The following is a 17776-nucleotide window of genomic DNA, read 5'->3' as shown; positions in this document are numbered from 1 at the left end:
CATGAAACAACAACAGGCATATGCTGCAGCGGCTGCTGCAGCCAAGGTTTTGACGGTATCGGCAGTGGCCCTGGCCATTGCGGGCTGCTCTTTGTTCTCGTCGGACAAGCGCAAGCCTGCCGAGCTTGAGCCCAATGTCGCACTGCTGTCGGTGCAGCAGGTGTGGACGCAGCGTATGGGCAAGAGCAATCCCACCCTGGTGATGAATGTCAGCGGCAATGTGGTGACCTTGGCCTCTGCCGATGGCCAGGTGGCCGCCGTCAATGCGGACACGGGTGCTGATCTGTGGCGCGTCAATGTGGGCCAGAAGCTCTCGGCCGGCGTAGGCAGCGATGGCAAATGGGCTGCGGTGGTGACCGAAGACGGCAACCTCGTCGCGCTGAGCCAGGGCAAGGAAATGTGGCGCAAGCGCCTGACAGCGCGTGTCTATACCGCGCCGCTGGTGGCGGGCGAGCGCATCTTTGTGCAAAGCGCGGACCGCTCGGTGCAGGCCTTTGATGCGGCCTCCGGCCAGGCGCTGTGGAGCCAGGCCAAGACCACGGAAGCGCTGGTGCTGCGCCAAAGCGGGGTGCTGACCGCCTACCAGGACACGCTGGTCGCTGGCGTGTCGGGCCGTTTTGTCGGTATCGACCCCAACAGCGGTGCATTGCGCTGGGAAGTGCCGATCGCCAGCCCCCGTGGCACCAATGACGTCGAGCGTCTGGTGGAGCTGGTGGGCGGCGTTGCGCGCCAGGGCTCGGTGCTGTGCACCCGTGCCTACCAGATGGCGGTGGGCTGTATTGACGCATCCACGGCGCAGCTGCGCTGGACCGTGCGTGCCGACGGTATCAATGGCATCTCCGGTGATGCCGATGTGGTGGCTGGTGCCGATGGCAATGGCGTGATCACGGCCTGGGCGCACGATGGCGGCAGCGTGGTGTGGACGAGCAATCGCCTGCGCTACCGCAAGCTGAGCCAGCCGCTGGTATTGGGCCGCTCTGTGATTTTTGGTGATAGTTCGGGTACGGTGCATATGCTGTCCAAGAAAGACGGCTCGCCACTGAACCGCTTCTCGACCAACAGCTCTGGTATTTCCGTGGCGCCGGTCGTGGCGGGCAACACCATGGTGGTGCAGACGAATGATGGCGCGGTGTATGGCTTTCGGCCCGAGTAAGAAAAGAAAAAGTAGTCAGGAATGAAGCCAGTTATTGCTTTGGTGGGGCGCCCCAATGTGGGCAAATCCACCTTGTTCAACCGGATGACAAAGTCGCGCGACGCCATTGTTGCCGACTTTGCCGGTTTGACGCGTGACCGCCACTACGGCCAAGGCCGTCAGGGCAAGCACGAATACATCGTGATCGATACCGGTGGTTTCGAGCCCGATGCGACCAGTGGCATTTTCAAGGAAATGGCCAAGCAGACCCGCCAGGCCGTGGCCGAGGCGGATGTGGTGCTGTTCGTCGTCGATGTACGTCTGGGCCTCTCGGCCCAGGACCATGAAATTGCCGGCTACCTGCGCCGCCTGGGCAAGCCCGCCATGCTGGTGGGCAACAAGGCCGAAGGCATGAAGGATGGCGGCCAGCTGGCCGAGTTCTACGAGCTGGGTCTGGGCGAGGTGTTTCCGGTCTCGGCTGCGCATGGCCAAGGCATCCGGACGATGATCGACATGGCGCTCGAGCAGTTGCCCTGGCTCAACCAGGACGAGGATGCCGAAGCCGAAGAAGACGAACAGGTCATCAAGCTGGCCGTGGCCGGGCGCCCCAATGTGGGCAAGTCCACATTGATCAACACCTGGCTGGGCGAAGAGCGTCTGGTGGCCTTCGACATGGCTGGAACCACGCGGGATGCGATCGCGGTGCCGTTCGAGAAGAATGGCCAGAAGTTCCAGCTGATCGACACCGCTGGCTTGCGCCGCAAGGGCCGCGTGTTCGAGGCGATCGAGAAGTTCTCGGTGGTCAAGACCTTGCAGGCCATTGAAGGCGCCAACGTCGTGTTGCTGCTGCTCGATGCCACCCAAGGCGTGACCGACCAGGATGCCCACATCGCCGGCTACATTCTGGAAAGCGGCCGCGCCGTGGTGCTGGCCGTCAACAAATGGGATGCGCTCGACGACTATGGCCGCCAGATGCTGGAGCGCTCGATCGAGCTGCGCCTGTCCTTCCTCAAGTTTGCCCCGCTGCATTTCATCTCGGCCAAGAAGCGCCAGGGTCTGGGCCCGTTGTGGACCTCGATGACCCAGGCGCACAAGTCGGCCCTCTGCAAGATGCCCACGCCGGTGCTCACGCGTGTGCTGCTGGAGTCGGTGCAGTACCAGACGCCCAAGAAGATCGGGCCATACCGCCCCAAGCTGCGCTACGCACACCAAGGGGGCATGAACCCGCCGGTGATCGTGATCCACGGCAACTCGCTCGAACACATCACCGATGCCTACAAGCGCTTCCTGGAAGGGCGTTTCCGCAAGGAATTTAATTTGATCGGTACCCCCTTGCGGATTGAATTCAAGACCTCACATAACCCTTACGCTGACAAAGATTGATAGCGTACAAGTGAGATGAGGTCTGATCCACAGACCCATCACATGAAACAACCATTTATCGTTCAGTTAGGTTGCCACTGTGGTAAGGTGGCGTTTTACAACAACACTGTCCGAACACGGAGAATATCGTGAGCAACAAAGGCCAACTTCTGCAAGACCCCTTCCTCAACGCTCTGCGCCGCGAGCATGTGCCTGTGTCCATTTACTTGGTCAACGGCATCAAGCTCCAAGGCCAGATCGAATCCTTTGACCAGTACGTTGTGCTGCTGCGCAACACCGTTACCCAGATGGTGTACAAGCATGCGATCTCGACCATTGTCCCCGGTCGTGCTGTGAATTTCTCGGCACCTGACTCGCAAGACAACGAAGCTGCAGCCTAACGCTTTTGATAGCAACACACTCGCGCCAATCGCGGGTGAAAGCTCTACATCATTGAGTAATCAACAAAATTCCAACGACAATAAATCCACCCCGGTCATGCTGGTCGGGGTGGATTTTGGTTTTCCGCACTTCGATTCCGAGCTCGAAGAGCTGGGTCTGCTGGCGCAAACGGCCGGCTTGAACCCGGTGGCGCGCCTGGTGTGCAAGCGCAAAGTGCCCGATGCCGCACTGTTTGTGGGCAGTGGCAAAGCCGATGAGATCCGCATGGTGGCGCAGACCTATGGCGCGACCGAGATTCTGTTCGACCAGGCGCTCAGCCCGGCCCAGCAGCGCAATCTGGAGCGCCATTTGCAGATGCCGGTCAATGACCGTACCTTGCTGATCCTGGAGATCTTTGCCCAGCGCGCGCGCAGCCATGAGGGCAAGCTCCAGGTCGAGCTGGCCAAGCTGCAGTACCTCAGCACCCGCCTGGTGCGCCGCTGGTCGCACTTGGAGCGGCAGCGCGGTGGCATTGGCACGCGCGGCGGCCCGGGTGAGACGCAGATCGAGCTGGACCGCCGCATGATCAACGATGCGATCAAGCGGACGAAGGACCGGCTCGTCAAGGTCAAGAAGCAGCGCAGTACCCAGCGCCGCCAGCGGCAGCGCAATGACACCTTCAATGTGTCGCTGGTCGGCTATACCAATGCGGGTAAATCGACCTTCTTCAATGCCGTGGTCAAGGCACGCGCCTATGCCGCTGACCAGTTGTTTGCGACCTTGGATACGACGACGCGGCAGATGTACCTGGAGTCGGCACAGCGCTCCATCTCCATCTCCGACACGGTCGGTTTCATTCGGGACCTGCCCCACGGGCTGGTCAATGCTTTCGAGGCAACGCTGCAAGAGGCGGTAGATGCAGATCTGCTGCTGCATGTGGTCGATGCCTCCAACCCTGCCCACCCGGAACAAATACAACAAGTCCAAAAGGTTCTTCGGGAAATTGGGGCAGAAAACGTGCCGCAGGTTCTGGTATTCAATAAACTGGATGCCATTGAGCCAGACCGGCGGCCACCAGCGCTTGCAGACAGCTATGAGCTCGATGGGGTGCAGGTTCCACGATTCTTTGTCAGTGCCGCCAAGGGGCAGGGGCTGGAGGCCGTGCGTGAGCACCTGGCCCAGGCTTTGCTGGCGCGGCAGGCATCGCTTGATGCAGCCGGCAACTGGGAGATAGCCCCAGATGCCGATGACGAATTGCTGGGAAATGCTCCTTAGGGTGCCACAATGGTTGCTTGCATGCGCTTGTAACGCTGATTCATAGAGACATCGCTAATGAAACTTCATTCACGTTTTCCGCGCCTGGCCTTGCTGCCGCAAGGCCTGCGCGGAATGTTCAACCTGAACGATCCTCGCTGGGGGCGGGGTGATGATGGCAAGGACGACAGCAGCAATGCAGGTCAAGAGCCTTCCCGTCCGCCCTACAACCCACCCGAGCAAAACAACCGGCCCAACGCCCAGCGACCCAGCACCAATGGTGCGCCGGATCTGGACGAGCTGTGGCAGGACCTGAACAAGAAGCTCGGTGGTCTGTTCGGCGGTGGCAAAGGCGGTGGCTCGGGTCGAGGCAATGCCAGCCAGCCGCCGGAGTTCAAGGGCGCCGGTGTCGGCCTGGGCTTGATCGTGGGTGTCGCTGCGCTGATCTGGCTGGGCACCGGCTTTTTCATCGTGCAGGAAGGCCAGCAGGCTGTCATCACGCAGTTCGGCAAGTACCACAAGACCGTCAATGCCGGTATCAACTGGCGCCTGCCGTACCCGGTTCAGCGCCATGAGCTGGTCTATGTCTCGCAGATCCGCTCTGCCGATGTGGGCCGCGACAGCATCATCAAGACCACCGGCCTGCGCGAATCGGCGATGCTGACCGAAGACGAGAACATCGTCGAGATCAAGTTTGCCGTGCAATACCGCCTGAGCGACGCCCGAGCCTGGCTGTTCGAGAGCAAGGCGCCTGCAGACACCGTCATCCAGGTGGCTGAAACCGCTGTGCGTGAGGTGGTCGGCAAGATGAAGATGGACGCCGCACTAGCGGAAGAGCGCGACCAGATTGCGCCCCGTGTGCGCGAGCTGATGCAGGTGATTCTGGATCGCTACAAGATCGGTGTCGAAGTCGTCGGCGTCAATCTGCAGCAAGGCGGCGTGCGTCCGCCGGAGCAGGTGCAGGCGGCATTCGATGATGTGCTTAAGGCCGGTCAGGAGCGTGAGCGCACCAAGAACCAGGCCGAAGCCTATGCCAACGATGTGGTGCCCCGTGCCACCGGTACGGCTTCGCGTCTGATGGAAGAGGCTGCGGCGTACAAGGCGCGGATCGTGGCACAGGCGCAGGGTGATGCCCAGCGTTTCTCGTCGATCTATGCCGAGTACCAGAAGGCGCCGGTGGTCACGCGTGACCGTCTGTACCTGGAGACCATGCAACAGGTCTACAGCAATGTGACCAAGGTGGTGGTCGATTCCAAGCAAGGCTCCAACCTGCTGTACCTGCCGCTGGACAAGATCATGCAACAGACCCAGGGCGGGGCTGCTGCAGGTGATGCTGCTGCCAGCTCGAACGCGTCCACGACCAGCGCACCTGCGCCCGCACCATCGGTGCCCGATGCCCGTGCCCGTGATACCAGCCGTACCCGTGACCGCGAGTCGCGCTAGGAGTGATTTGTGAATCGAATGGGATTTTTAGCTTCAACCGTCCTGGTGGTGCTGGCGTTGCTCAGCTCCACCGTGTTTGTGGTCGATCAGCGGCAGTTCGGCATCAAGTATGCACTCGGCCAGATCAAGGAAGTCATCACGGAGCCGGGCTTGAACTTCAAGCTGCCGCCGCCGCTGCAGAACGTGACCTACCTGGACAAGCGCCTGCTGACCTTGGACAGTACGGACACCGAATCGATGCTGACTGCTGAAAAGCAGCGTGTGGTGATCGACTGGTATGTGCGCTGGCGCATCACCGACCCATCGGCCTATATCCGCAATGTGGGTACGACCGAAGGCCAGGGCGCGATCCAGCTCAACCGTGTGGTGCGCAATGCTTTCCAGGAGGAAGTCAACCGCCGTACCGTGCAGGACATGATCTCGGGCAAGCGCGAGCAGACGATGGCTGACGTCAAGCGTGAAGTGCTCGAAGCCGTCAAGGGCAGCAAGCCCTGGGGTATCGACATTGTCGACGTGCGTATCACGCGTGTCGACTATGTGGAGGCCATTACCGAATCGGTCTACAGCCGTATGGAAGCCGAGCGCAAGCGCGTGGCCAATGAGCTGCGCTCTACCGGTGGCGCCGTGGGTGAAAAGATCCGCGCCGATGCCGATCGCCAGCGCGAAGTGACCGTGGCCAATGCCTACCGGGATGCCCAGGCCCTGAAGGGCGAGGGCGATGCCGAAGCGGCCAAGGTCTATGCCGACGCGTTTGGCAAAGACCCGCAGTTCGCGCAGTTCTACCGCAGCCTGGAGGCCTACAAGTCCAGCTTCAACAAGAAGTCGGACGTGATCGTGGTCGATCCATCGTCTTCGGACTTCTTCAAGGGCTATCGCTCGTCAGGCTCCAAGTAAGCACGGCATAGCGCCTTCATCAAGCCACTTTGCATTCGCAAAGTGGCTTTTTTCATTGGGGTTTCTTATAGCACCCCGAGGAGCTCAGCCGGGTAATGGCCGCAAAGGCGCAGTGCCGAGAGCAGGAAATGCGGATCGCCTGCTGTCATCCCTGTAGAATCACGTTTTTAACAGCCCTCCCAATTCCCCATGTCTGCTTGGATCCTTCCGGATCACATTGCCGATGTGCTGCCTTCTGAAGCGCGACACATCGAAGAGCTTCGGCGTGGCCTGCTCGACACGGCTTGTGCTTACGGCTACGAACTGGTGATGCCTCCGCTGCTGGAGCATCTGGACTCTCTGTTATCCGGATCCGGCGAAGCGCTGGATCTGCTGACGTTCAAGCTCGTGGACCAGCTATCGGGCCGCACCCTGGGCATTCGCCCTGACACCACCCAACAAGTCGCGCGCATCGATGCCCATTTGCTCAACCGCAAGGGTGTTACGCGTCTGTGCTACTGCGGGCCGGTGCTGCATGCCAAGCCCGACCGCCCCCATGCCACCCGCGAGCCTTTGCAGTTCGGTGCCGAAATCTACGGCCATGCAGGGGTGGAGGCGGATGTCGAGGTGATTGCGCTGGCGACCCAGTCGCTGCGCGTCGCCCAGCTGCATGACTTCTCCGTGGATCTGGCCGATGTGCGCATTGTTCAGCGTCTGCTCGCCGGCCTGTTGGTGGATCTGCCGACCCTGCGCCGCGTGCATGCGGCGCTCGCGGTCAAGGATGCGTCCGAGCTTGCCTCGCTGACCCGCGATTTCCCGCAGGCACAGCGTGACGGTTTGCGCGCCTTGCTCCACCTGTACGGCGATGTGGAGGTGCTGGCCGAGGCTGAAAAGGCGCTGGCGGCCATCCCGGGTGTAGCACCCATTCTGGCCGACCTGCGCCAGTTGGCCAGCCGCATCGACAGCCCGGCCGTCACGTTTGACCTGGCTGATCTGCGTGGCTACTCGTACTACAGCGGCATGCGCTTTGCGATCTATGCGCAAGGGGTGACCGACGCGCTGGTGCGTGGTGGCCGCTATGACGAAGTGGGCGCTGCTTTTGGCCGTAGCCGTCCCGCTGTCGGTTTCAGTCTCGATATCAAGCAGCTGGTGCCGGTGGTCGAGCCGCGTCCGCTGAAGGCCGCAATCCGTGCGCCCTGGGTGGACCGCCACGACATGCGTGAGGTCATCGCCCGCCTGCGCCAGACCGGCGAAACCGTGGTCTGCGCGTTGCCGGGGCATGACGATGAAGTCGACGAATTCAATTGCGACCGCGAACTGGCCGAAGTGGATGGCCAGTGGATCGTGCGCAGCATTTAACCGTATTTTGTTCTTGGATGGGAAAAGACATGGCTATCTCCAAAGGTCGCAACGTTGTTGTGGTTGGCACTCAATGGGGTGACGAAGGCAAGGGTAAGTTGGTCGATTGGCTGACGGAGAGCGCACAAGGTGTGGTGCGCTTCCAGGGCGGCCACAATGCGGGCCACACCCTCGTCATCAATGGCGTGAAGACGGCACTGCATCTGATCCCCAGCGGCATCATGCGCCCCGGCGTCAAGTGCTTCATTGGCAACGGTGTGGTGTTGTCGGTGGGCAAGCTATTTGAAGAAATCGAAGGCCTGGAGAAGGCCGGCGTTCAGGTCCGTGATCGTCTGCGTGTGTCCGAAGCCTGCCCGCTGATCCTGCCTTTCCACCAAGCGCTGGATGTGGCCCGTGAGGCAGCCCGTGAACAAGGCGGTGTGCAAAAGATTGGCACTACCGGCAAGGGCATTGGCCCCGCCTACGAAGACAAGATTGCCCGCCGTGCACTGCGTGTGCAGGACCTCAAGCACCCAGAGCGTTTTGCCACCAAGCTGCGCGAACTGCTGAATCTGCACAACCATATTCTGGTGAGCGTGCTGGGTTCGCAGAAGTTTGACTTCGGTCCGCAACTGGCTCCGTACATGAAGAATGGCGAGATCCAGTTCGATGCCGTCTACAACGAAGCGATGCAACACGCCGAGCTGATCAAGCCGATGATTGCCGATGTGTCGTCCGAGCTGAACCAACTGCACGCCGAAGGCAGCAACCTGCTGTTCGAGGGCGCGCAAGGCTCCCTGCTGGATGTGGACCATGGCACCTACCCCTATGTGACCTCGTCCAACTGCGTGGCTGGCAATGCCGCCGCCGGTGCGGGCGTCGGCCCGGGCCTGCTGCACTATGTGCTGGGCATCACCAAGGCGTACTGCACCCGTGTCGGCGGCGGTCCCTTCCCGACTGAGCTGGAATGGCAAAAGGAAGGTACGCCAGGCTGGGTGATGAGCACCGTGGGCGCGGAGAAGGGCGTCACCACCGGTCGCTATCGCCGCTGCGGCTGGTTTGATGCAGCGTTGCTCAAGCGCTCCGCCCAAATCAACGGCCTGTCCGGTCTGTGCATCACCAAGCTGGATGTGCTTGATGGCATCGAAGAGCTGCAACTGTGCGTGGGCTATGAGCTCGACGGCGAACGCATCGACCTGCTGCCACTGGGTGCAGACGACATCGAGCGTTGCAAACCCATCTATGAAGCCATCCCCGGCTGGACCGACACGACCGTGGGCGTCACCGAATACGACAAGCTGCCTGTCAATGCGCGCCGTTATCTGGACCGCATTGCCGAAGTCACCGGCGTGCCGATCGCCGTTGTCTCGACCAGCCCAGATCGCGACCACACGATCCTGATGCACAACCCCTACCAGGCCTGAGCCCTGGTTGCTACTTTTGATTGAGGAAACCCATGCTTACTGAAGACGGCAAGCACCTGTATGTCAGCTACGACGAATACCATGGCCTGATTGAAAAACTGGCCATCAAGATTCACCAATCCGGCTGGGAATTCGATACCATCCTGTGCCTGGCGCGTGGAGGCATGCGTCCTGGCGACATCCTGAGCCGTATTTTTGACAAGCCCCTGGCCATCATGTCGACCAGTTCCTACCGCGCCGAGGCCGGCACGCAGCAGGGCCATCTGGACATAGCGCGCTTCATCACCACGCCCAAGGGCGAGATTGCAGGGCGCGTGTTGCTGGTGGATGACCTGGCGGACTCGGGCCACACGCTCAAGGCCGTGATCAACATGCTCAAGAACAACTACGCGCCCATCACCGAGCTGCGCAGTGCGGTGATCTGGACCAAGGGTGTCTCCACCTTCACCCCGGATTACTCGGTGGATTTCCTGGCAACCAACCCCTGGATCCACCAGCCATTCGAAGGCTACGACACGTTGCGCCCGGAGAAGCTGCTGGAGAAGTGGAAGGTCTGAGCCGCCTCTGCAGTTGAAAAAAATTGCAATTTCGTGAAGTGCTGTCGGAAAACGCCTATACAATAGCGTCTATCGACAGCATGATGCCTTGCAAAGCTGCCAGACTCGAAAGAGGGCGGTTCGCAAGGTTTGTTTTTTTGAGGTGCTGACAAGGGGCTGGCGGAGACGCTGAAAACTTTGTCAAACAGTTCAAAAAACTGTGCTACAATACAAGGCTTCGCTGATCGCGGCGAGGGGAATCTGAGGGTCAAGGCTCTTGGGTCAGGTCTTTAAAAATTAACAGCCGATAAGCGTGGGCGTTTGGTGGCGATTGCCATATGTTCTTCGGAGCAAAACAAGCGCTCACTTTAAACAGTAATGAGGAAGATTTTTAATCTTCTTGATTCCGTCAAGTGAGTGAGTAGTCGAGAGACTTTAAATTCAAGATCGAACTATAGAGTTTGATCCTGGCTCAGATTGAACGCTGGCGGCATGCTTTACACATGCAAGTCGAACGGTAACAGGTCTTCGGACGCTGACGAGTGGCGAACGGGTGAGTAACACATCGGAACGTGCCTAGTAGTGGGGGATAACTACTCGAAAGAGTAGCTAATACCGCATGAGATCTAAGGATGAAAGCAGGGGACCTTCGGGCCTTGCGCTACTAGAGCGGCTGATGGCAGATTAGGTAGTTGGTGGGATAAAAGCTTACCAAGCCGACGATCTGTAGCTGGTCTGAGAGGACGACCAGCCACACTGGGACTGAGACACGGCCCAGACTCCTACGGGAGGCAGCAGTGGGGAATTTTGGACAATGGGCGAAAGCCTGATCCAGCAATGCCGCGTGCAGGATGAAGGCCCTCGGGTTGTAAACTGCTTTTGTACGGAACGAAAAGACCTTTTCTAATAAAGAGGGTTGATGACGGTACCGTAAGAATAAGCACCGGCTAACTACGTGCCAGCAGCCGCGGTAATACGTAGGGTGCGAGCGTTAATCGGAATTACTGGGCGTAAAGCGTGCGCAGGCGGTTATGTAAGACAGAGGTGAAATCCCCGGGCTCAACCTGGGAACGGCCTTTGTGACTGCATGGCTAGAGTGCGGCAGAGGGGGATGGAATTCCGCGTGTAGCAGTGAAATGCGTAGATATGCGGAGGAACACCGATGGCGAAGGCAATCCCCTGGGCCTGCACTGACGCTCATGCACGAAAGCGTGGGGAGCAAACAGGATTAGATACCCTGGTAGTCCACGCCCTAAACGATGTCAACTGGTTGTTGGGAATTAACTTTCTCAGTAACGAAGCTAACGCGTGAAGTTGACCGCCTGGGGAGTACGGCCGCAAGGTTGAAACTCAAAGGAATTGACGGGGACCCGCACAAGCGGTGGATGATGTGGTTTAATTCGATGCAACGCGAAAAACCTTACCCACCTTTGACATGTACGGAAGTGACCAGAGATGGACATGTGCTCGAAAGAGAACCGTAACACAGGTGCTGCATGGCTGTCGTCAGCTCGTGTCGTGAGATGTTGGGTTAAGTCCCGCAACGAGCGCAACCCTTGCCATTAGTTGCTACGAAAGGGCACTCTAATGGGACTGCCGGTGACAAACCGGAGGAAGGTGGGGATGACGTCAAGTCCTCATGGCCCTTATAGGTGGGGCTACACACGTCATACAATGGCTGGTACAAAGGGTTGCCAACCCGCGAGGGGGAGCTAATCCCATAAAGCCAGTCGTAGTCCGGATCGCAGTCTGCAACTCGACTGCGTGAAGTCGGAATCGCTAGTAATCGTGGATCAGAATGTCACGGTGAATACGTTCCCGGGTCTTGTACACACCGCCCGTCACACCATGGGAGCGGGTCTCGCCAGAAGTAGGTAGCCTAACCGTAAGGAGGGCGCTTACCACGGCGGGGTTCGTGACTGGGGTGAAGTCGTAACAAGGTAGCCGTATCGGAAGGTGCGGCTGGATCACCTCCTTTCTGGAAAACAGCTTCGCTGTTTCGGTGGATGCTAACTTTGTGCAAACAAAGTTAAGTGCCATCGGCACGGCAGGAGCCAAAAAAGCAATCAAGATTGAACGCCCACACTTATCGGTTGTTGGAACACAAGCCAAGCAGCTAGCTCACTAAAAAGAGCCAGTTGCATGGAATGGGTCTGTAGCTCAGCTGGTTAGAGCACTGTGTTGATAACGCAGGGGTCGTTGGTTCGAGCCCAACTAGACCCACCAAATACTTCCAACGGATTTAGAGGTTGAGCTTATGCCGCTTTGGTTGATTGGCTAAATGCTGATTGACTAGAGCCAAGCAGTGCGAGGCGTCTGATGCGAAGCACACTAGCGTGTGTGAGCAGCAGGCAACGAAGCAATGCGCCGGCTATAGGCAATCAGGGGGATTAGCTCAGCTGGGAGAGCACCTGCTTTGCAAGCAGGGGGTCGTCGGTTCGATCCCGTCATCCTCCACCAATACCACGATAAAAACTTATCAAGATTGACCTTAATGGTCATCAACACCAAAGCAGTTTGGCGACAGACTGTTTTGTTGTTGAGCGATATAGATCGCACAACACGGCTGTTCTTTAAAAATTCATAGAGTCGAAAATCAGCGTTGCTGGTGGAAACTGCACAAACGTAGAAGGTTTAGTGCAGACCGTGCCGCCAGCAACAATTTGATTGCGTCAAAACGAATGAAACTTTGCGAGAGCAATTTTTATTCAGTAATGACGAATATTCTTCAAGAATGTGAATCTGGGAAACTGGGTTTACAGCAAAGATATTCACATTACGGCATAACGCGCGAGGTGAGAGACCTCGCATAAGCAGTTGCTTGGGTTCTTGTGCTTGAGATCTAGCGATAGATATCAAAGTTATAGGGTCAAGTGACTAAGAGCATGTGGTGGATGCCTTGGCGATGATAGGCGACGAAAGACGTGATAGCCTGCGATAAGCTTCGGGGAGTTGGCAAATAAACTTTGATCCGGAGATTTCTGAATGGGGGAACCCACCTAGCAATAGGTATCACTGAGTGAATACATAGCGCAGTGAAGCGAACCTGGAGAACTGAAACATCTAAGTACCCAGAGGAAAAGACATCAACCGAGATTCCGATAGTAGTGGCGAGCGAATTCGGAAGAGCCTTGCAGTGATAGTCAGTGTGTTAACAAAACGGAATGGAAAGTCCGGCCATAGTGGGTGATAGCCCCGTATGTGAAAACGCATTGGTGGTACTAGGCTGCAGATAAGTAGGGCGGGGCACGAGAAACCCTGTCTGAATATGGGGGGACCATCCTCCAAGGCTAAATACTCATCATCGACCGATAGTGAACAAGTACCGTGAGGGAAAGGCGAAAAGAACCCCGGGAGGGGAGTGAAATAGATCCTGAAACCGCATGCTTACAAAAAGTCGGAGCCCTTAGGGGTGACGGCGTACCTTTTGTATAATGGGTCAGCGACTTACATTCAGTGGCAAGCTTAACCGAATAGGGAAGGCGCAGAGAAATCGAGTCCGAATAGGGCGACAAGTCGCTGGGTGTAGACCCGAAACCAAGTGATCTATCCATGGCCAGGATGAAGGTGCCGTAACAGGTACTGGAGGTCCGAACCCACTAGTGTTGCAAAACTAGGGGATGAGCTGTGGATAGGGGTGAAAGGCTAAACAAACTTGGAAATAGCTGGTTCTCTCCGAAAACTATTTAGGTAGTGCCTCAAGTATTACCTGCGGGGTAGAGCACTGTTTAGGCTAGGGGGTCATGGCGACTTACCAAACCTATGCAAACTCCGAATACCGCAGAGTACAGCTTGGGAGACAGAGCACCGGGTGCTAACGTCCGGACTCAAGAGGGAAACAACCCAGACCGCCAGCTAAGGTCCCTAAAACGGGCTAAGTGGGAAACGAAGTGGGAAGGCTAAAACAGTCAGGATGTTGGCTTAGAAGCAGCCATCATTTAAAGAAAGCGTAATAGCTCACTGATCGAGTCGTCCTGCGCGGAAGATGTAACGGGGCTAAGCCAGTTACCGAAGCTGCGGATGCACAGTTTTACTGTGCGTGGTAGGAGAGCGTTCTGTAAGCCTGTGAAGGTGTCTGGTAACGGATGCTGGAGGTATCAGAAGTGCGAATGCTGACATGAGTAGCGTTAAAGCGGGTGAAAAGCCCGCTCGCCGTAAGCGCAAGGTTTTCTACGCAACGTTCATCGGCGTAGAGTAAGTCGGCCCCTAAGGTGAGGCAGAGATGCGTAACTGATGGGAAACGGGTCAATATTCCCGTACCGATGTGTAGTGCGATGTGGGGACGAAGAAGGTTAGCTCAGCCAACTGTTGGATATGTTGGTTCAAGCCTGTAGTCGTGCTCGGTAGGCAAATCCGCCGGGCTAAGATGAGGGGTGATAACGGGTCTGCTTGCAGACGAAGTGAGTGATACCCAGCTTCCAGGAAAAGCCACTAAGCTTCAGCTACACACGACCGTACCGCAAACCGACACTGGTGCGCGAGATGAGTATTCTAAGGCGCTTGAGAGAACTCAGGAGAAGGAACTCGGCAAATTGACACCGTAACTTCGGGAGAAGGTGTGCCCCAAGTAAGTGAAGTTGAACAAATGGAGCTAAACGGGGTTGCAAAGAATAGGTGGCTGCGACTGTTTAATAAAAACACAGCACTCTGCAAACACGAAAGTGGACGTATAGGGTGTGACGCCTGCCCGGTGCTGGAAGATTAAATGATGGGGTGCAAGCTCTTGATTGAAGTCCCAGTAAACGGCGGCCGTAACTATAACGGTCCTAAGGTAGCGAAATTCCTTGTCGGGTAAGTTCCGACCTGCACGAATGGCGTAACGATGGCCACACTGTCTCCTCCTGAGACTCAGCGAAGTTGAAATGTTTGTGATGATGCAATCTCCCCGCGGAAAGACGGAAAGACCCCATGAACCTTTACTGTAGCTTTGTATTGGACTTTGAACAGATCTGTGTAGGATAGGTGGGAGGCTTTGAAGTGAGGATGCTAGTTCTCATGGAGCCAACGTTGAAATACCACCCTGGTGTGTTTGAGGTTCTAACCTTGGTCCATGATCTGGATCGGGGACAGTGCATGGTAGGCAGTTTGACTGGGGCGGTCTCCTCCCAAAGCGTAACGGAGGAGTTCGAAGGTACGCTAGTTACGGTCGGACATCGTGACGATAGTGCAATGGCATAAGCGTGCTTAACTGCGAGACTGACAAGTCGAGCAGATGCGAAAGCAGGACATAGTGATCCGGTGGTTCTGTATGGAAGGGCCATCGCTCAACGGATAAAAGGTACTCTGGGGATAACAGGCTGATACCGCCCAAGAGTTCATATCGACGGCGGTGTTTGGCACCTCGATGTCGGCTCATCTCATCCTGGGGCTGTAGTCGGTCCCAAGGGTATGGCTGTTCGCCATTTAAAGAGGTACGTGAGCTGGGTTTAAAACGTCGTGAGACAGTTTGGTCCCTATCTTCCGTGGGCGCTGCAGATTTGAGGAAGCCTGCTCCTAGTACGAGAGGACCGGAGTGGACACACCTCTGGTGTATCGGTTGTCACGCCAGTGGCATTGCCGAGTAGCTATGTGTGGAAGAGATAACCGCTGAAAGCATCTAAGCGGGAAACTCGTTCCAAGATGAGATCTGCCGGGGGCTTGACCCCCCTGAAGAGTCGTTCTAGACCAGGACGTTGATAGGTTGGGTGTGGAAGCGCAGCAATGCGTTAAGCTAACCAATACTAATTGCTCGTGCGGCTTGACCCTATAACTTTGATCGGCCCCTCCCTTAGATGGGGGCCCAAGCAAAGAAACACTGCAACTGCAGTTATGCCAAAGACTTGAGATCAGATGAACACCACAGCGTGTTACAATCATTGGCTCAGGTCGGCGCAATCAAATTAAACGCTGATAGCACCAAGCCCAAAGCTTGATGCCGACTCTATGAATTCGCTGCGCTGCCTAACAAACCTGGCAGCAAAGCAAAAAGTTATGCCTGATGACCATAGCAAGTTGGTACCACTCCTTCCCATCCCGAACAGGACAGTGAAACGACTTCGCGCCGATGATAGTGCGGATTCCCGTGTGAAAGTAGGTCATCGTCAGGCTTTTATACTGATCAACCCCTCTGCTCTACCGAGTAGAGGGGTTTTTCTTTTTATCTCGCTGCAGCAGCGGTCTGCAGCTCGCTTGTAGAGGTTGTGATGCAGTTGCAGGATATGTTGTATTCGCAGGGTTTTGGTGTACGCCGCGTGTGTTCCGGCTTGGTGCAGCAAGGCTGGGTGCAGTTGTGGGATGCACAGGCGAATGAATGGCTGTCCGTCACCGACTCGACCGCCGAGGTGGATCCGGATGGCCTGCGCTTCAAGGTCCAGGGCGTGGAGTGGGAATACCATGCACTGGGCTATGTGCTGCTGAACAAGCCTGCGGGTACCGAATGCTCGCAAAAGCCGTCGGCCTACCCCAGTATCTACAGCCTGCTGCCGGTGCCATTGCGCACCAGGCCCAACAAGAATGCCATTCAGGGTCTGCAGGCGGTGGGGCGGTTGGACCAGGACACCACCGGCATGCTGCTGCTCAGCGATGATGGCCAGTTTATCCATCGCATGAGCTCGCCCAAAAAGCATGTTCCCAAGCGCTACCAGGTGACGGCCAAGCATGCGGTCACCGAGCAGCAGGTCGAGCGTCTGTTGGCAGGCGTGGTGCTCGATGACGACCCCAAGCCCGTGAAGGCTGCTGCCTGCGTGAAGACGGGCGACAATACCTTGGATCTGACCCTGACCGAAGGCAAGTACCACCAGGTCAAACGCATGTTGGCGGCGGTGGGCAACCGTGTGGAAGGGCTGCACCGGGCCCAGATTGGCGGTCTGGTTCTGACGGAAGAGCTCAAGCCGGGTCAGTGGCGCTGGCTCACTGCCGAAGAGCTGGCACTGCTCAAGCCCTGACGGTTTTTGACCTTGTGTGGCTTTGGCGCAAGTTCAACGATTATTTACATCACCAATCGCCCCCAAGCGGTGCTGCCATTTATCGCAGGCAGCTACACTCGCTGCGTTACTAGTAGGAATCGCTTGTGAAGCCCCTCGTTTTTGTCCGTTCTCTGGTCGCGGTGATGGCCCTTGCAGCCACTGCGGTGCATGCTGCCAACCCGATCCTTGTGCTCAATTCCCTCGATGCCAGCATCAGCGTCATCGATCCGGCAACCTGGAAAGAGGTCAAGCGCATTCCCACCGGCAAGGAGCCGCATCACCTGTACCTGACGCCGGACAGCAAGTCGGTGATCGTGGCCAATGCCACCGGCGATTCGCTGACCTTTGTCGATCCCAAGACAGCGGAGGTGCAGCGCGTGATCCAGGGTATTTCCGATCCCTACCACCTGCGTTTTTCGCCGGACATGAAGTGGTTCGTTACCGCCGCCAATCGTCTCAACCATATCGACATCTATCGTTGGGATGGGCAGGAACCCAAGCTGGCCAAGCGCATAGCGACAGGCAAAACTCCGAGCCACCTGTGGATCGACAGCAAGAGCACAACGATCTACTCGACGATGCAGGACAGCGACGAGCTGGTGGCGATCGACATAGCCACACAGACCCTCAAGTGGCGCACCAAGACGGGGCAGATGCCGGCCGATCTGTATGGGAGCCCGGACGATAAATTCGTGTTCATTGCGCTCACCGGCAGTGACGGCGTTCAGGTGTTCGACGTCAGTGGCGCCGAGCCCCGGCTGGTCAATACGATCAAGACCGACAAGGGTGCGCACGCCTTCCGCGCGACCGGCGATGGCCGCCATCTTTTCGTCAGCAACCGGGTGGCCAATACCATCAGCAAGCTCGACATGGTGAGCCAGAAGGTGGTCGACCGCTACCCTGGACCGAGCGGCCCCGATTGCATGGATGTGAGCCCGGACGGCCGCTACATCTACCTCAGTTCGCGTTGGGCAGGCAAGATGAGTGTGATCGACACGGTTGAGCGCAAGGTGGTCAACCAGGTCAAGGTCGGCAAATCGCCGCACGGCATCTGGGTGCTGGACCACGCACCGCGCTAGTGCATCGTTG

Annotated in this window: 11 protein-coding genes, 2 tRNA genes and 3 rRNA genes; all 16 read left to right on the top strand. The window is 57.4% G+C overall.

The genetic code is table 11. The features are described from left to right. The first annotated feature begins 1 nt into the window (after nucleotide 1). The 16 genes from bamB to MJ205_RS10505 all read left to right on the top strand — a co-directional run bounded on the left by bamB (nucleotide 2) and on the right by MJ205_RS10505 (nucleotide 17766). Nucleotides 2-1153 carry an outer membrane protein assembly factor BamB gene (bamB, locus tag MJ205_RS10580; protein WP_239812397.1) on the top strand — a complete coding sequence of 384 codons (1152 nt, stop codon included), beginning with the start codon at nucleotides 2-4 and terminating at the stop codon, nucleotides 1151-1153. A 21-nt stretch (nucleotides 1154-1174) separates the two neighbouring features. After that, nucleotides 1175-2515: a ribosome biogenesis GTPase Der gene (gene der / locus MJ205_RS10575; protein ID WP_239812396.1), complete on the top strand. Its 1341-nt coding sequence runs from the start codon at nucleotides 1175-1177 to the stop codon at nucleotides 2513-2515. A 128-nt stretch (nucleotides 2516-2643) separates the two neighbouring features. Next, entirely contained in the window at nucleotides 2644-2895 is a 252-nt protein-coding gene (gene hfq, locus MJ205_RS10570) for an RNA chaperone Hfq (RefSeq protein ID WP_021027521.1), read from the top strand. Nucleotides 2896-2992: 97 nt separating this feature from the next. Then, entirely contained in the window at nucleotides 2993-4150 is a 1158-nt protein-coding gene (gene hflX, locus MJ205_RS10565) for a GTPase HflX (RefSeq protein WP_239812718.1), read from the top strand. Nucleotides 4151-4207: 57 nt separating this feature from the next. Beyond that, entirely contained in the window at nucleotides 4208-5572 is a 1365-nt protein-coding gene (gene hflK / locus MJ205_RS10560) for an FtsH protease activity modulator HflK (protein WP_239812395.1), read from the top strand. A 9-nt stretch (nucleotides 5573-5581) separates the two neighbouring features. Next, complete coding sequence (gene hflC, locus MJ205_RS10555) at nucleotides 5582-6466, top strand: protease modulator HflC (protein WP_230776001.1); 885 nt, start codon at nucleotides 5582-5584, stop codon at nucleotides 6464-6466. A gap of 189 nt (nucleotides 6467-6655) precedes the next feature. Further along, on the top strand, nucleotides 6656-7804 hold the full coding sequence (locus MJ205_RS10550; protein ID WP_239812394.1) for an ATP phosphoribosyltransferase regulatory subunit: 1149 nt from the start codon (nucleotides 6656-6658) through the stop codon (nucleotides 7802-7804). Nucleotides 7805-7833: 29 nt separating this feature from the next. Beyond that, on the top strand, nucleotides 7834-9207 hold the full coding sequence (locus tag MJ205_RS10545; protein WP_239812393.1) for an adenylosuccinate synthase: 1374 nt from the start codon (nucleotides 7834-7836) through the stop codon (nucleotides 9205-9207). Nucleotides 9208-9239: 32 nt separating this feature from the next. Next, nucleotides 9240-9764 (top strand): phosphoribosyltransferase, encoded by a 525-nt coding sequence (locus MJ205_RS10540; RefSeq protein ID WP_239812392.1) that lies wholly within the window; start codon nucleotides 9240-9242, stop codon nucleotides 9762-9764. A 428-nt stretch (nucleotides 9765-10192) separates the two neighbouring features. Continuing rightward, nucleotides 10193-11721, top strand: a 16S ribosomal RNA gene (locus tag MJ205_RS10535). A 171-nt stretch (nucleotides 11722-11892) separates the two neighbouring features. Then, nucleotides 11893-11969 (top strand) — tRNA-Ile (locus MJ205_RS10530). A gap of 158 nt (nucleotides 11970-12127) precedes the next feature. Next, nucleotides 12128-12203, top strand: a tRNA-Ala gene (locus MJ205_RS10525). Between the two features lie 407 nt (nucleotides 12204-12610). Next, nucleotides 12611-15488: ribosomal RNA gene (locus MJ205_RS10520) — 23S ribosomal RNA — on the top strand. 228 nt (nucleotides 15489-15716) lie between these two features. Beyond that, nucleotides 15717-15829 (top strand): 5S ribosomal RNA (gene rrf / locus MJ205_RS10515). The 16S, 23S and 5S rRNA genes sit together here with 2 tRNA genes alongside, the layout of an rRNA operon. A gap of 96 nt (nucleotides 15830-15925) precedes the next feature. Beyond that, entirely contained in the window at nucleotides 15926-16666 is a 741-nt protein-coding gene (locus MJ205_RS10510; protein ID WP_239812391.1) for a 16S rRNA pseudouridine(516) synthase, read from the top strand. Between the two features lie 164 nt (nucleotides 16667-16830). Continuing rightward, complete coding sequence (locus MJ205_RS10505; protein WP_239812717.1) at nucleotides 16831-17766, top strand: YncE family protein; 936 nt, start codon at nucleotides 16831-16833, stop codon at nucleotides 17764-17766. The last annotated feature ends 10 nt before the right edge of the window (nucleotides 17767-17776 follow it).

The organism is Comamonas sp. B21-038 (assembly GCF_022387135.1).
GTDB lineage: Bacteria > Pseudomonadota > Gammaproteobacteria > Burkholderiales > Burkholderiaceae_C > Comamonas > Comamonas sediminis.
Note: the sequence above shows the minus strand (reverse complement) of the source record. Positions and strands in the feature narration are given on the sequence as shown.